The organism is Microcoleus sp. Pol10D4 (assembly GCF_036701555.1).
GTDB lineage: Bacteria > Cyanobacteriota > Cyanobacteriia > Cyanobacteriales > Microcoleaceae > Microcoleus.
On record NZ_JAUBRA010000080.1, the window covers coordinates 13,700 to 28,286 of the forward strand.

Genomic DNA, 14,587 nt, shown 5'->3' on the forward strand with positions numbered 1-14,587 from the left:
ACTACACAAACAAAACCAGCCTGCGCGGTTCGACACATCCTTTTACACTCAACAGTCAACACTCAATAATCATTTCGCTCGTACAACCGGAATTGATATCACTCATGACTAATAACTTCTCTAAGATTCTTGAGCCAAAGTACATCGATCGCACAATCCGAAAAACTCCAAAGTGTGATAATAAATCTTGAAAGAATGAGATTGTTGTAGTTGGCTTTCTAAGTGGTGGACGGGACATTCGTCGATCGTAATGGACGCGCCACATTCCAGACAAGTTAGGTGGTGTTGGTCTTGGTGGGCGGCACCGTAGAGAGATTCGCCACTAGCAAGCGTTCTGACGTGAACGAACCCTTCTCGCTTTAAACCGTCGAGGGAGCGGTAAACGGTTGCTAAGCCCATGCTTTGGTCGCTGTTACGCAGTTCTAAGTAGATATCTTGCGCTGATAGCGATCGATTCAGGACTTTGAGCAAGTTTAAAATACGCTCCTGACTGCGGGTGTGGTTGGTTCTCATAATTTTTTTCTCGAATCTGCTGGAATCACATCTGTCCCTATTTCTAGGCTATCTTACTTGGGCTAACCAAATGGCGATCGGCGCGCAGCTCGGTTGTAGAATACAATGGGGCTAACTTTCACATCACCTACCGCAACATTCCCGTGACTCAGAAATATCTTGCCCAAATCTATGTTACCCTCCGCCCTTCTGTTTTAGATCCCGCCGGCACTGCCGTACAGTCTGGTTTGCAACACATGGGATACGACAATGTTGAGCGTGTGCGAATCGGGAAGTACGTTGAATTGACGCTGACTGCTGCTGGTGAGTCGGAGGCCCGCGAACAACTCGATCGCGTTTGCGACCAACTTTTGGCCAATCCAGTGATTGAAAATTATCGCTTTGATTTGACTGAAATTCCTGTTGCTGTGGAGACAGCGGCGGCATAAATGCGATCGCCCCTAGGGTGTGTTTTTAGCCCCGGAGATCCCCCCTAACCCCCCTTAATAAGGGGGGGACAATAGTGTTCAAAGTCTCTATTAAAAAGGCCAGGACAAGAGCGTTCAAAGTCTTCGTTAAAAACACGAAAACTCGGAGCACTCAAAGTCAACCCCTACTCCCGTTCTTAAGGGGGATTTAGGGGGATCGAGACTTTGATACAAGGGAGAAAAACATAAGATTTTAGTCTTATGTTGACACCTCTTCCCTCTTCCCTCTTCCCTCTTCCTTCTTCCTTCTTCCCTCTTCCTTCTTCCTTCAGCTTATGAAATTTGGAGTTATTGTTTTTCCGGGTTCAAATTGCGATCGCGATGTGGTATGGGTGACTCAAGGGTTACTCCACCAACCAACTCGCATGATTTGGCACGAAGATACCGATATTTCGGATATTGATATCATTGTAATTCCCGGTGGTTTCAGTTATGGAGATTATTTGCGGTGCGGCGCGATCGCCCGTTTTTCTCCGGCGATGCAAGCGACTGCGGAACACGCGAAACAAGGTAAACTTGTATTGGGCATCTGCAACGGTTTTCAGGTGTTGACTGAATCTGGTTTGTTGCCCGGTGCTCTGGTGCGGAATGCGGGATTGAATTTTATTTGCGATCGCGCTTCTTTGAAAGTCGAACGCGGTAATACTCGTTGGACTGCGGCTTATACTTCCGGTGAAATCATCGATTTGCCGATCGCCCACGGTGAAGGCAACTATTATGCCGATGCCGATACTTTAGCAGAACTAGAAGAGCACGAGCAAGTGCTGTTTCGCTACTGCACAGAGGCTGGCAAAATTAGCGATGCTGGCAATCCCAACGGTTCGTTAAATAATATTGCCGGTATTTGCAATCGCCAAGGCAATGTGTTAGGAATGATGCCGCATCCTGAACGGGCTTCCGATCCGATGTTGGGCGAAACAGATGGGGTGAAATTGTTTCAAGGGTTGTTGATGGCAAGTGTTGCTGCTGTTTTGTAGTTGATATTTGTCTGTGATTTTATGAACAGGCAAGATGCCTGTTCCACAGTAGATTAAATTTGTTGTGGGGTGGGCATCTTGCCCGCCCAAAATCAACAGGCAAGATGCCTGTTCCACAACAGATTAAATTCATCTACAAATAGACATCTCCAATAATTACTGTGGAACAGGCATCCTGCCTGTTCTTAACAAGCTTTAACTGGTTCCCAGGCTCCAGCCTGGGAACCTATATCCAGAGGCTCTGCCTCGCTTTAAAGCGACGCACCCTACAAAATTAAAAATGCTAAAATGATTTGAAAGTCAATACATCGGAGAACAGTCCTATGCCTTCACCCTTTCCGGGAATGGACCCCTACTTAGAACACCCCGATTTCTGGCAGGAAACTCACAATCGATTGATTATCGCGATCGCTGATACCATCATGCCTCAAATTCGCCCTAAATATGAGGTTGCAATTGACAAACGCATCTCTGAAATTACCGATTTAAATGAAAGTAACGACGAGTCCCTTTTAGTAGGTATCCCCGATGTCGCGATTAAGCGTCAATCTAATAACCCGAATATTCCTACAGGTTCAGTTGCCACTGTAAGTATAACACTTCCGACTACCGTTAAAGTGCCTGCTCCTGAAAAAATTAAACAGACTTACTTGGAAGTGCGAGAAATGGCAACGAAACAAGTTGTCACCGCAATTGAAATTCTTTCTCCTGTCAACAAACGTAGTGGAGAAGGAAGAATTACTTATCTCAAAAAACGCCAGAGTATTTTAGGTAGCTTAACCAATTTAGTCGAAATCGATTTACTACGAAAATGGGAATCTATGCCCATCCTTAACAATTCTATTCAAAGCGATTATCGGGTTTTGGTCAGTCCCAGTAATCGCCGTCCGTTTGCCGAACTTTATGCTTTTAATCTCCACGATTCTCTACCTATATTTCCGCTTCCCTTGCGTGAGGAAGATGTAGAACCTATTGTTAACTTACCAGAATTATTTGCAGGTGTTTACGATCGCGCTGGCTATGATTATCGGATCGACTATAATCGAGAACCCGTACCGTCTCTATCGGAAGAAGAGCGGGTTTGGGCTACCCAAATTTTGCAAGAAAAAGAACTTCGAGATAATTAATTATATTTTACTTTATATCGTAGGGTTAGTCGCGATCGACAATCTCTAAATCCACTTGAAAATTTCGCAGCGACGGACTAAACGGCAGCCGGCAAGATATAATTACTACCAACTATTTAAAAGAGGAATATTTATTTTATGCCGCTAATGGACTTAGCTAATTTTAAAACTAGGGTAATTGGATGCAGTGCGGTGATGGCTATTGGACAAGTTATTTCAAATGCGATCGCCAATCCGGCAACTCAAGCAGCAGCGGGTATTATCGGCGGCCCGATCGCACTTGGGGGAGTTTCTATCTTAGCGGCGATTGCTGGTAGTATCGCGGAGACTATGGCCGCTGATGAACTGGCAAATCGGATGACGGAAGGGTTGAGCAAAAATCCTAGGATTCTCGATAATCACGATTTGATTAAGGCGGCGGGTGAGGCGATCGGCTATATTTTGAGAGAGGTTGCAAAGTCCGATCGCCTAATTGCGATCGTCGAAACCAAAAAATTGCCTTATCCAGAAACAGCACTCAGTCAATTAGCCGAGAAAACTCCTGAATACTGGCTGGATATTAACACGAATACAGCCGATCTGTCAAGGGGTTTAAATATTTCCGAAGACCAGCTAACCAGGATTTTTTCTGCGGATGCCGAAGAGTTCGATCGAGTTACGGGATTGACAACGGCAGATTGGGCAAGTTTCGTCAACGAATTCGCGGCCAGCGAGGGGAAATCCTTCGATGCGGAAATTGTGGAATTTGTCGCGGACAAGCTGTACGCAACTTTCCCGAAAGCGTACCGCGAAGTGCTGAAACTGGATGCGGCGAAGGGAGGAGAAAAGTTTGCCGCGATGCTGTTGAATCTGCACCAAATTGCTTTGGCAGAACTCAAAGAGTTGGGGCTGCAAAATGGGGAAATTCTGCAAAAATTGGAGGCTGTGGCAACTGGGCAGCAGATTTGTCAAGTGATGGTGAAATTGTCCGCCATAGAAATTGGCATCCGGGACGATTTGGCGCAAGTTCGGGAATTGCTGCAAACATTTATCGATACTTCCGCGCCCCGATTGCCGATTTCTTTGAAGTCCGAGACGATTATTGAAGACCGGACTAAAGACTTTACCGGGCGCAAGTTTGTATTTGAAAAAATTGCCAGTTTCTTGCATAAAAATCCGAAAGGCTATTTTGTTTTAGAAGCAGAACCGGGTGTCGGGAAAAGTTCAATTATGGCGCAGTCCGTGTTGATGATGAGAGGCCGCTGCGTTACTCATTTTAACTCGCGATCCGACGGGATTGTTGATGCAAAAATATTTCTCGAAAATGCCTGCATTCAGTTAATACAAGGCTTTAAGCTCAGGGATAAGTATCCGCAACTGCCGGAAAATGCGACGGCAAATGGCAATTTTTTAGGGCGGCTGTTGGGGGAAGTCAGCGCTACATTGGGTGGGAAAAAGTTGATTTTTGTAATAGATGCCCTCGATGAAGTAGATTTGAGTTTGCAAAGTAGCGGTAGCAACGTTCTCTATTTGCCGGAAGTTTTGCCGGATAACGTTTACTTTATTGTTTCCAAGCGGCCGGAATCTTTGCCTTTGCCGATGAATCATCGAGTGTTTGATTTGATGCAGTACGATGCAGAAAGTCGGGCAGATACGAAAGTTTATATTGCAAAACGCACCAGCAATAGCGCGTCGATTCAGAATTGGATTGCCAGTCATGATTTGAGCCTGGAACAGTTTGTGGGGGCGGTGGCTGAAAAAAGCCAGAACAATTTTATGTATCTCCGCTACGTGCTGAATGATATCGAAAACGGCGAGTACAGGGATGTTTCTTTGGAAGATTTGCCTAGGGAGTTGACAGGATATTATGGGAAGCATTGGGCACAGATGATGGGCAGGGAAGACGATCCGCTGTTGGAGATGAAAGTTAAGATTATCTACGTGATCTCGAAAGCGCGCGAAGCTGTTTCTCGCGGCTGGATTGCTAAATCGGTAGGCGAGACAGATTTTAAAGTACAGCAGGTACTCAAGAAATGGGATTCATTTTTGCGGCAGCAGCAAGTCAACGGCGAAATTCGCTACAGCACTTATCACAACAGCTTTCGCGAGTTTCTGGCAAAAGATGAAACCGTGCAATCTGCGGGGGTTAATGTTGAAGAACTTAACCGCCAAGGTATGAAAAAAAGGATAGAAGGAGCGCCTATATGAGCGATTTGGGTGTGTGGTTGGCGAAGCAAAGTAAATCGGAGCAAGAATATTTGTTGAAGCATCAACCCAGGGATTTTATTGAGATTGGGCGAGATTTCAACCGTTATTATCGTTGGCTGACGGATTTTGGTTTTATTGAGGCGAAGTTAAAATTGTTGGGGGTGGAGCCGCTAATTGAGGATTACGATTTAGGGAGAAATGCAGATATGTTGCTGTCGGAGGGGCAAACTGAAACTTTGCGGTTGATTCAAGGAGGAATTCGCAAGTCGGCGCACGTTTTGGAAAAGGATAAAACCCAGTTGGTAGAACATTTGTGGGGGAGGTTATTGGATTTGGAAATGCCTGGGATTCAGGCAATGCTGGCACAAGCAAAGCAGTCGAAAGATAGTCCTTGGCTGCGGCCTTTAAAGGCTAATTTAGAACGGGCGAATGAAGGGGCATTGCGAACGCTTGTCGGTCATACTGACTCGGTAACAGCAGTGGCGATCGCACCAGACGGCAAAACAGCAATTTCGGCTTCAGAAGATCGAACCCTGAAAATTTGGGACACAGAAAGTGGCAGTCTACTTTTCACCCTCATCGGTCATACTAGCTATGTATATGCAGTGGCGATCGCACCAGACGGCAAAACAGCGATTTCGGCTTCACAGGATAAAACCCTAAAAGTCTGGGACACAGACAACGGCACCCTACTTAGAACCCTCACCGGTCATACTAGCTTCGTAAGTGCAGTGGCGATCTCACCCGATGGCAAGACAGCAATTTCCGGTTCATGGGATGAAACCCTTAAAATCTGGGACATCGAGACAGGTACCGAATTCTTAACCCTCACCGGTCATACTGACGGGGTAAATGGAGTGGTGATCGCACCCGATGGCAAGACAGCGATTTCCGGTTCATGGGATGAAACCCTGAAAATCTGGGACACCGGGACAGGCACCGAACTCTTAACCCTCACCGGTCATACTAGCGGGGTAAATGCAGTAGCGAGCGCACCCGATGGCAAGACAGCGATTTCCGCTTCAGGCGATCGCACCCTGAAAATCTGGGACACCGAGACAGGAACTGAACTCTTAACCCTCACCGATCATAATGACGGGGTAAATGGAGTGGCGATCGCACCCGATGGCAAGACAGCGATTTCCGGTTCATGGGATGAAACCCTGAAAATCTGGAACACCGAGACAGGCACCGAACTCTTAACCCTCACCGGTCATACTAGCGGGGTAAATGCAATAGCGATGGCACCCGATGGCAAGACAGTGATTTCCGCTTCATCAGATAAAACCCTGAAAATCTGGGACACAGACAGTGGCACTCCACTTTTCACCCTCATCGGTCATACTGGCATTGTAAATGCAGTGGCGACCTTACCCTCTGGCAAAACAGCGATTTCCGCTTCATTAGATAACACCCTCAAAATCTGGGACACAGACAGCGGTACGGAACTTATAACCCTCATCGGTCATACTGACTGGGTAAATGCAGTGGCGAGCGCCCCTAACGGCCTCATAGCGGTTTCCGCTTCATCGGATAACACCCTTAAAGTCTGGGATTTGATTAGCTACAAAGAGGTTGCTAGTTTCAGCGGAGATTATAAGTTTAAGTGCTGTGCGATCGCGCCTGATGGGGTGACAGTTGTAGCCGGCGATGAGTCGGGCCGGGTGCATTTCCTGCGATTGGAGGGAGTTAGCGGCGGGTGATAATTGGATTTTTGGGTCGGTTCGGGCGATCTAATTTTTTGTGTACGGTTCTGGACGCACTCCCACCAAAGAAACCGGGTTTTTACCTAATCTGTGGTGGGAGTGCGTCTTGTCGTCAAAAACCCGGTTTCTCGGCCTCCCTTGTAAGTCCTAATGTAACGAGTTTCAGGGCGATCGAATTTGAGAGAAATGTGCGATCAAATTTTTGTGTTGATCGGGGCGATCGGATTTTTGGGTTTATGGGCGATCGGGTTTTTGGGTTTATGGGCGATCGAATTTGAGAGAAATGTGCGATCGGGTTTTTGTGTTGATTGGGGCGATCGAATTTGAGAGAAATGTGCGATCGGGCAATAAGTTGTTCACCAATAAGTGATTAATGGGAATTCGATTAGTGCGATCGTTACTTGTTTTTCGGATTCTATCAGGTTCAAAAAGATTGTGAGTAAAATAAACGGGTTTTGCGTCAGTTGTTTTTGTAAGTGAGTCTGGTAAAATGTTCGTAACATATTTTTTGGAATAGGCAATCGTGTAATAATTCTGCTGCCTATCTTTTTTTATCACAACACAGATAAATCCTTACCCCGTCTGGATTTGGGGCGGGTTGTCACCCCCCCAGCACACTAACAATCCTATTTTTTAATAGTCGCTTGCAAATAAAGCAGCGGGTCTTCAGCAACCCAACCCAAACCGGAATTGTACCGAACTTCAAAATGCAAATGAGATGGCGGAATGTCCCGTTTTCCCGTCGTCCCCACAGTTCCCAAAACTTCTCCAGACTGCACTTTTTGACCGACTTTTACCGCAATATCTTTCAAATGAGCGTAGCGCGTTTGCTTCCCCGCTTCATGGTTCACCACCACTAAATTCCCGTAATCCCCCTGTGGCCCGGCAAAAGCGACAGTCCCCTCGCCCGCGGCCAAAACCTGCGTACCCTCCGACGCCAAAAAATCTACGCCGCTGTGGAAAAAAAATTCGCGCCGCGCCGGATGCAATTGCCGCCCGTAACGCAAAGCTTCCACTGCTGGGGCGGGCAGCGGAAATCCTTGCACCGATGGCGTTGCATCGGGATTGATAGAAGGCCCGATCGACCTATTCACCGCTGGCACAAACACCGTTTTTCCCAAAGGCCTACACCCATTCGCCTCAAATAGCAAATCTGCAGGCACTTTGTAAGCTTCTGCCAGTTTTTGCCAATTCGAACCCGCAGGCACTTCAACCTCGATGCCACTGTACGGAGGAATGACGATCGCACTTCCAGCAGATACTCCACCGCCCCGCAACATCGGATTTATGCCGATCAGCGCCGCAGGAATCACATTGTACTGCCGCGCGATGCTTTCTATTGTTTCGCCCTGGGCCACCGTGTGGCGGCGCAACCGAGACATAGCCGGACTCGGGCAATCGCGGGCCGGCTCGGGGTTTTCTACAGGTGTACCTAAAGGAAGATTTGCAGGTGGGATCTCGGTATTTGCCGCCGTTTTCCCAACGGGTGCGATCGACCAAATTAATGCAAAAATCAGCGGAAATAAGCGTTTCAAAGTCATTATGTACATAAAAAAGTATTCATTTCGGACAGTTGACAATTTTAAAATCCTGTGAAGCTGCATATTTACAAGCTCTAGCCACCCCCCAGACTGTAAATCCCAGGCTAAGCCAAGTTAGGATGAGAATTATTAGTTTGAGTCGCTCTTGGCAAATCCGGCAAAATTGCCTGTGATGCCGATGGGCCCCTGCCTGTTAACAGCTATGTTCTTGAGGAAGCGGTACGCCCCGCCCCGCTTCCTTCCCGTCGCCAAGACAAAAATGCTTGATTCGGAACCTGTCTGCGGGGATGAGGTATTTAGCGGGAGTTATTAAATGAGTTTATCTTTTAAGCAAGCGACCCTTTATGTGACTCTGCTGTCAATCGGCGGAGGTATGGGATGGTTGGGAAATCGCTATCTGCAAGGCTCAAACAATCTGGAAACCGGATTGGTTTTGCCAGTAGTACGCCAGCAAATCCCCCCCTATGCGTCTCCTCCAGTTCTGGAAAATCGGGCGGTCGATCGCAGCAATCCCAATTTTATTGCTGAAGCAGCCGAAAAAGTCGGCCCGGCTGTAGTGCGGATTGACGCATCAAGCAAGGTGGCGAATCAAGTGCCCGAAGCATTCAAAAATCCGTTGTTTCGTCGGTTTTTTGGGGAGAATTTGCCGCAGCCGGAAGAACGAGTCAAGAGAGGTACGGGTTCCGGGTTTATTCTCACTTCGGACGGCCGCATCGTTACTAATGCTCACGTTGTCTCCGGGACGGATACTGTCAAGGTGACTCTCAAAGACGGCCGCGAGTTTGAGGGTAAGGTGCAGGGAGTCGATCCGCTGACGGATGTCGCTGTGGTTAAGATTAATGCTAAGGAACTGCCGCAGGTGGCTTTGGGTCGATCGGACAATATTGTACCCGGACAGTGGGCGATCGCGATCGGCAATCCTTTAGGTCTCGACAATACCGTGACTGTGGGCATTATCAGCGCTACGGGTCGATCGAGTGCCCAAGTCGGCATCCCCGACAAGCGAGTCCGCTTCATCCAAACCGATGCCGCCATCAACCCCGGCAATTCAGGCGGGCCGCTGCTCAATGACCAAGGCGAAGTAATTGGCATCAATACCGCCATTCGCGCCGATGCTCAAGGCTTGGGATTTGCAATTCCGATCGAAACCGCCAAACGAGTTTCCGATCAGCTATTCGCCAAAGGTAAAGCCGAACATCCCTATCTCGGCATTCAAATGGTCAGCTTGACTGCCGCCACCAAGGCAGAACTCAACAAACAGCTCGATAATAATAATAAAATTACCCTCGATCAAGGCGTAGCCGTGGCGCGAGTCGTGGAAAATTCCCCCGCTCAAAAAGCCGACTTGCGCCCCGGAGATGTCATTCAAAAAGTTGACGGAATTGCGGTTAACACTCCCGGTGACGTGCAAGAACGGGTGGAAAACACGGTTGTGGGCAAAGAACTAGAAGTGGAAATTAACCGTTTGGGTCAAGTTCAGAAAATTAAAGTACGTCCGGGTGCTTTTCCCCTATCGGGTAGCTCCGCCGGTGGGTAATACCATTTTCAATTTTCGATTTTCGATTAAAGAATTAAGAATGACTTACTGCATAAGGATTTGGAGCTTATCTACAGTTGCATTCTTTTTTGAAATTGGTATTAGTTGCAAGGGTGGAGGATGGAAGATGAATCTGATGCTTTATAGTCCTGGAAGCAGTAACCGGGTTTTTTCACCAAAAGCCTCGGTGTAGCGCGAGGGATAGCCGGTTAACAGCCCGGTTTCTTAATTCCCTGTGCCTCCATGATTCAGGATTATGGATTTTTCTGAACAACTTTCATCTTTCTTGCTTCCCCAACCCGTTGATCTTTTTACTTGTCTTTGGGTGAGTTTGGTTTAATCGAGCTGGTGCTTGCTAAATTTTCTTCTAGGTGCATCCTTTGCTCCATTTGTCTCAAAAAATAGCCTGTCATCATCGCTGAAGCTAGCAAACCTGCTAAGTTTTCGCGATCGGTGGTAATTTCGACGTTAAAATTTTCTGAAGGCAACACGCCGACAAGTCCTTGAACGTTATGAGAGATTATTTCTCTGATGTCGGAGCTGACGGACTTGGCGACGCGGGCTAGAACCTCCGGGGATTGGTGTTGGAGGTACTTCAGCAGTGGATTGACTGCGGTTTGTTGGGCATTGTTGGATGTGTCAAAGTCAGGGTGAAAAACCATTTGGCGATTCTTAATTTCTGGCTGGTTACATTCTACTTCAAACTACTCGTCATTGCTTGGGTACAAATTTGCCTGAAAGTCAATTTGCAATTGTTTTGGCAGTTGGTCTACTTGAAAGTACCGATGAAATTTCTCGGTAACTTGTAACCAATACGACCGCCCCTCAGCCGATCGCCGTTTGCGGACGAAACCCATTTCTACAAGTTCCTGCACTTGTTGGTAAGCTCCTGAACCTCGCAAGTTAACTAAATCTGGCTGAGCGATGCCGCCTTTGAGGGCGATCGCAGCCAGCGTCCGCAAAGCTCCCACACCTAATTCTGGAGGTATTAAAGTTTGCATTAAACTGGCAAACTCTTCTCTGAGTTGCAGGCTGTATCCTGTGGGGGTTTCGACGACTTCTAATGCACTGTCACGGTGGGACGAGTCAGACATGAGTTCGATGATGGCGTCTTCGGCTTCGGCTCGATCGCACTTGGCAATCTCGGCAATTTCTGCGATCGACACTGGCTGACCTTTTAAGTAAAGTATGGCTTCTATTGTTGTGGCTAAGCGAGTCATTTGGGAATTAGTAACGAGGAATTGGGACGTTGAAAGAAAAAAGAAGAAGCAAGGAAGAAGAAGGACTCAGGAAAACAACAGTTATCCGTATTTCCGTAACTTCCGTGTCGTGAATAATGAGAGTTAGGAATAAACATTCCCCTCACACAAATTATTAATAGTGTAGGTTAGGTTGAGAAACAAAACCAAAACTTTCAATTTTCTTTTTTTATATCATTCCGAAACGCAGAAATATATAACGTTTCTGGCTCTCCTGAGCTTATGGTAAGATATATCAACCAATACAGATGACCAGGGTAAGCTCATCTAATTTGGTATAAATTGTACTTGACAAAATTACGACTATAGAGGATGGGAGATTTAGGTATTAGCGATACTATAATGTCTTAAAAGCTAAGTCGCCCGGCGCGGTGGGTAAAACTCAATGAATCAAGGATTCGCGCCAGTTTTCGCAACGCCTAAATCACAGCAACCACAAAACCCGCCCCAACCTATTTCCATGCAAGAGTTACAAGGGAGCTTGTCAAGTTATTTTGACGACGTACCCGACCCTCATAGTGAACCGAACCAAACGCCACCTACTGAAAGACATTCTCGTCATTGCCATATTATCTACTCCTTTCCCGCTCAAAGAGTACAGAAAATGCTATAAAAAAAAAGCGAGGAAAATATCAATGAATCTGAGCCAAAGATTGCGATTAGTAAGCCTAGATAAAAAGCAGTGGCAGCGACTATATTACAAGAATCAGCAAGCATATATACGACAAAGACTATCAGCAATCAGGTATCTAAGTGAGGAAAAAGTCGAGGGGAAGTAGCCAAATAAATTAGTAGGCTCTACAGATTGAACCATAGCCAAATGGATTGGTAAATATCTAGATCCAGGATTAGAATGGCTAGTGGAGCCAATCAAGCATCAAGTGAAAGAGAGGCTTAATCCTGAGCGGCAGCAGAATATCAAAGAAATGGTATTGAACGATAGGCCAACTAAGTATGGAATAGACCGAGAAATCTGGACCCGAAAAATTATAGCATTCGTAATAAAGCAGAGATGCGGAAGAGAGTTGAAAACATCGAAAATCTATGAAATATTAGATAAGTTGAATCTATCACATCAAAAAGCACACCGAGATTACGAGAATGCTTCACCAAAAAAATAAAAAGAGTTTGTGAAGATGCTAAAAAAAATGCGCCCGAAAAAGCCTGGGTAGAAAATTATCTTCTTTGATGAGTTAGCAGTATATAACCGACCAAGTACATACTAATACGATTTTTTTAAAGATGTGATAGACTTGTGTAAAAAGTAAAGGAGAGAATTACAATGTCTGTTCGTCCTCATATAAAGATTACCGAATCTGGAGAAAAATTACGAGAAATCCTCAAACAACTTGCAAAGAATCCTAGCTTATAACAAAGTCTAAATGCTTTATTTATTTCAGTCAAAACAAGTAGAAACTGTGCGGGAAGTATCCGCAGTTTTAGGTAAAAGTGAGGCAACGATTTATCGCTGGCTCTCCCAATATAGAAAGGGCGGTCTGGAAAATTTGTTAAAAAATAGGCAGGTTTTCGGTAGCCCAAAAAAGTTCTCAGTTGAAATAGCAGCGACCTTGCAACAAGAGTTGAGAGATCCCGAAGGATTTAAGAGTTATAAAGAAGTTCATCTTTGGTTATGGTTGATTAAAGGAATAGCCAGTAGTTACCCGGCTGTATATTCTTTAGTGAGAGGGGAATTAAAAAGTAAATTAAAAATTCCCAGACCTCGCAGTGTTTCTCAGAAATCTACGGCAATTAATGAATTTAAAAATAACTTACATCAACAGATAAAAGCTCTACTAGAGAAAGCTTTACCTCAAGTAAACAAATATAAAAAAGTCACTTATGGGTGTAGCGATGAAACTCGACTAGGACTCCATACAATAAAGTCGGCGCAAGCTGACGCTTTCAGGCGTAAAGCCCATCGGGGAGCATCAATGGAAATTTGAGTGTTTTTGGCTGTATGGGGCAGTATCAATCGCTACTGGAAAGAGTTTTTTTTGGGAGTTTTCGCATTTAGACAAAGTTTGTTTTGAAGCATATTTACAACTTTTGTCAATACAATATCCTCATGAATTACACATTATTCAAGTTGATAACGCACCCGCTCATAAGTTGGACTGATCTGAATTACCAGACAAGGTTATTTTACTATTTCAGCCTCCGGCTTGTCCCGAAGTAAATCCGACAGAAGGAGTGTGGGAATATCTGAAAGATTTTTTAGCGAAAGTCGGTGTTTAGTAATCTTGACGAACTCCGCACAAAAGTCAAGGAAATTTTGGCATCTTTCACCGATCGTGTCATTGGTTTTCTTACCGGATGGTCGTGGATTTTACATTCTTTATCTCTATCACATCTTTAAAAAAATGGTATAAGACAGATGCTGGGTGAGCTAATTTCGGTTCTGTCTACTCGTCCAAACCCTTTTCGGGTTTTTCCCTCATGACCTGGTTGTCCACCTGGTTTCTTTTTTTGGTCTGCTTATGGTTTGACTGTTGCTTTCTCGGGTTTTTGGATGAGATCCGTTGATGGAGGTATTGAAGAAGTCTGACTGGTGGTTTGACTTTTTCCCGTAGCAATGGCTAGTTTTTCTTGCAATTCTTCAATTATTTTTTGCAGCCCCATTACCAGTTCTACCAGTTCAGCTTGGCTCAACTGCTCGATTTGGATTTTTTCTTTCTGTCTGGTGGCTGCGGGCTTTTTCATTCGTTTATTTTACCAGATGCCGCCACTTAAGTTTTTTTGACCTGAATCCTTACAATGTGAGAATCCTAGTCAGCCGCAGGTAGTTGTGATTAAATTGTTCAATCCACTCTCTTTTTCTTGACAAATATTCCTCGGATTTCGCAATTACAATTTCTGCATTTTCCCCTTCGCGGCATTCCAACCCGTAAAACGCCAGCATGACAGTGAACGAATAGAGTAAGCGATTTCTCAACTCTTCACTTGTTCTAAAAGCTTGAATAACCTCATCATTTAAAGTAGGAGCACTGGAATTAAAGCGACTCTTTTCTCTCAGGGGAAATAGCCATTGAATGTAATTGTGTACGGATTCCAGCTTCTGGTAATCCCACGACCAAATATCCTCGATCGCCCGACCTTGTGAATCAGGCTGCTGACCGAGATAGAATGCTAAAATTTTGTTTTGTGTGGTTGAATTACTCATTAATCTGCTATACAAAACATCAAAAAGATGATATGCAGTCGCTTTTAACTGAGATCTTGCACCATTCTCAATAAGCCCTTGCATTCTGTACCAAAATGTGAAATAAAGGGCGT

Annotated in this window: 14 protein-coding genes and 1 pseudogene; 9 read left to right on the forward strand and 6 right to left on the reverse strand. The window is 45.5% G+C overall.

Going from position 1 to position 14,587, the window contains the following annotated elements:
• Positions 1 to 120: 120 nt before the first annotated feature.
• Positions 121 to 513, reverse strand: a complete 393-nt coding sequence (locus QUA36_RS27065; RefSeq protein WP_172184862.1) for a Fur family transcriptional regulator — start codon at positions 511 to 513, stop codon at positions 121 to 123.
• Between the two features lie 143 nt (positions 514 to 656).
• On the opposite strand from QUA36_RS27065, the gene purS reads away from it, so the two are divergent.
• The 6 genes from purS (at position 657) to QUA36_RS27095 (ending at position 7,304) form a co-directional block, all read left to right on the forward strand.
• Entirely contained in the window at positions 657 to 941 is a 285-nt protein-coding gene (gene purS / locus QUA36_RS27070; RefSeq protein ID WP_333042010.1) for a phosphoribosylformylglycinamidine synthase subunit PurS, read from the forward strand.
• A gap of 314 nt (positions 942 to 1,255) precedes the next feature.
• Positions 1,256 to 1,957, forward strand: coding sequence for a phosphoribosylformylglycinamidine synthase subunit PurQ (gene purQ / locus QUA36_RS27075; protein ID WP_333459698.1), 702 nt, complete (start codon positions 1,256 to 1,258; stop codon positions 1,955 to 1,957).
• Between the two features lie 323 nt (positions 1,958 to 2,280).
• Positions 2,281 to 3,084 (forward strand): DUF4058 family protein, encoded by an 804-nt coding sequence (locus tag QUA36_RS27080; protein WP_333459699.1) that lies wholly within the window; start codon positions 2,281 to 2,283, stop codon positions 3,082 to 3,084.
• A gap of 138 nt (positions 3,085 to 3,222) precedes the next feature.
• The gene (locus tag QUA36_RS27085) at positions 3,223 to 5,271 is read left to right on the forward strand and encodes an ATP-binding protein (RefSeq protein WP_333459700.1); all 2,049 of its coding nucleotides are present in this window, start codon (positions 3,223 to 3,225) and stop codon (positions 5,269 to 5,271) included.
• Positions 5,268 to 6,974, forward strand: a complete 1,707-nt coding sequence (locus QUA36_RS27090; RefSeq protein ID WP_333459701.1) for a hypothetical protein — start codon at positions 5,268 to 5,270, stop codon at positions 6,972 to 6,974. The genes QUA36_RS27085 and QUA36_RS27090 overlap by 4 nt, the downstream gene beginning before the upstream one ends.
• Positions 6,975 to 7,163: 189 nt before the next feature.
• Positions 7,164 to 7,304, forward strand: coding sequence for a hypothetical protein (locus tag QUA36_RS27095; RefSeq protein ID WP_333459702.1), 141 nt, complete (start codon positions 7,164 to 7,166; stop codon positions 7,302 to 7,304).
• Positions 7,305 to 7,603: 299 nt separating this feature from the next.
• Here QUA36_RS27095 and QUA36_RS27100 read toward each other — a convergent pair whose 3' ends face one another.
• The gene (locus QUA36_RS27100; protein WP_445301457.1) at positions 7,604 to 8,518 is read right to left on the reverse strand and encodes a peptidoglycan DD-metalloendopeptidase family protein; all 915 of its coding nucleotides are present in this window, start codon (positions 8,516 to 8,518) and stop codon (positions 7,604 to 7,606) included.
• A 313-nt stretch (positions 8,519 to 8,831) separates the two neighbouring features.
• Between QUA36_RS27100 and QUA36_RS27105 the strand changes: the two genes are divergently transcribed.
• Complete coding sequence (locus QUA36_RS27105; RefSeq protein WP_333459704.1) at positions 8,832 to 10,055, forward strand: HhoA/HhoB/HtrA family serine endopeptidase; 1,224 nt, start codon at positions 8,832 to 8,834, stop codon at positions 10,053 to 10,055.
• Positions 10,056 to 10,366: 311 nt separating this feature from the next.
• On the opposite strand, the gene QUA36_RS27110 is transcribed toward QUA36_RS27105, so the two are convergent.
• Together QUA36_RS27110 and scpB are read right to left on the reverse strand one after the other, a co-directional pair.
• Positions 10,367 to 10,717 carry a DUF760 domain-containing protein gene (locus QUA36_RS27110; RefSeq protein ID WP_333454862.1) on the reverse strand — a complete coding sequence of 117 codons (351 nt, stop codon included), beginning with the start codon at positions 10,715 to 10,717 and terminating at the stop codon, positions 10,367 to 10,369.
• Between the two features lie 42 nt (positions 10,718 to 10,759).
• A complete protein-coding gene (gene scpB / locus QUA36_RS27115; RefSeq protein WP_333065039.1) occupies positions 10,760 to 11,275 on the reverse strand; it encodes an SMC-Scp complex subunit ScpB in 516 nt (171 codons plus the stop codon).
• A 965-nt stretch (positions 11,276 to 12,240) separates the two neighbouring features.
• Here scpB and QUA36_RS31445 point away from each other — a divergent pair.
• Positions 12,241 to 12,435, forward strand: a complete 195-nt coding sequence (locus tag QUA36_RS31445) for a winged helix-turn-helix domain-containing protein (protein ID WP_445300051.1) — start codon at positions 12,241 to 12,243, stop codon at positions 12,433 to 12,435.
• A 161-nt stretch (positions 12,436 to 12,596) separates the two neighbouring features.
• A pseudogene (locus tag QUA36_RS27120) lies at positions 12,597 to 13,670 on the forward strand (IS630 family transposase).
• Positions 13,671 to 13,789: 119 nt separating this feature from the next.
• Here the strand turns inward: QUA36_RS27120 and QUA36_RS27125 are convergent.
• Positions 13,790 to 14,014, reverse strand: a complete 225-nt coding sequence (locus QUA36_RS27125) for a hypothetical protein (RefSeq protein WP_333166312.1) — start codon at positions 14,012 to 14,014, stop codon at positions 13,790 to 13,792.
• Positions 14,015 to 14,063: 49 nt separating this feature from the next.
• On the reverse strand, positions 14,064 to 14,587 hold a 524-nt coding region (locus QUA36_RS27130), incomplete at its 5' end, for an opioid growth factor receptor-related protein (RefSeq protein ID WP_333459705.1).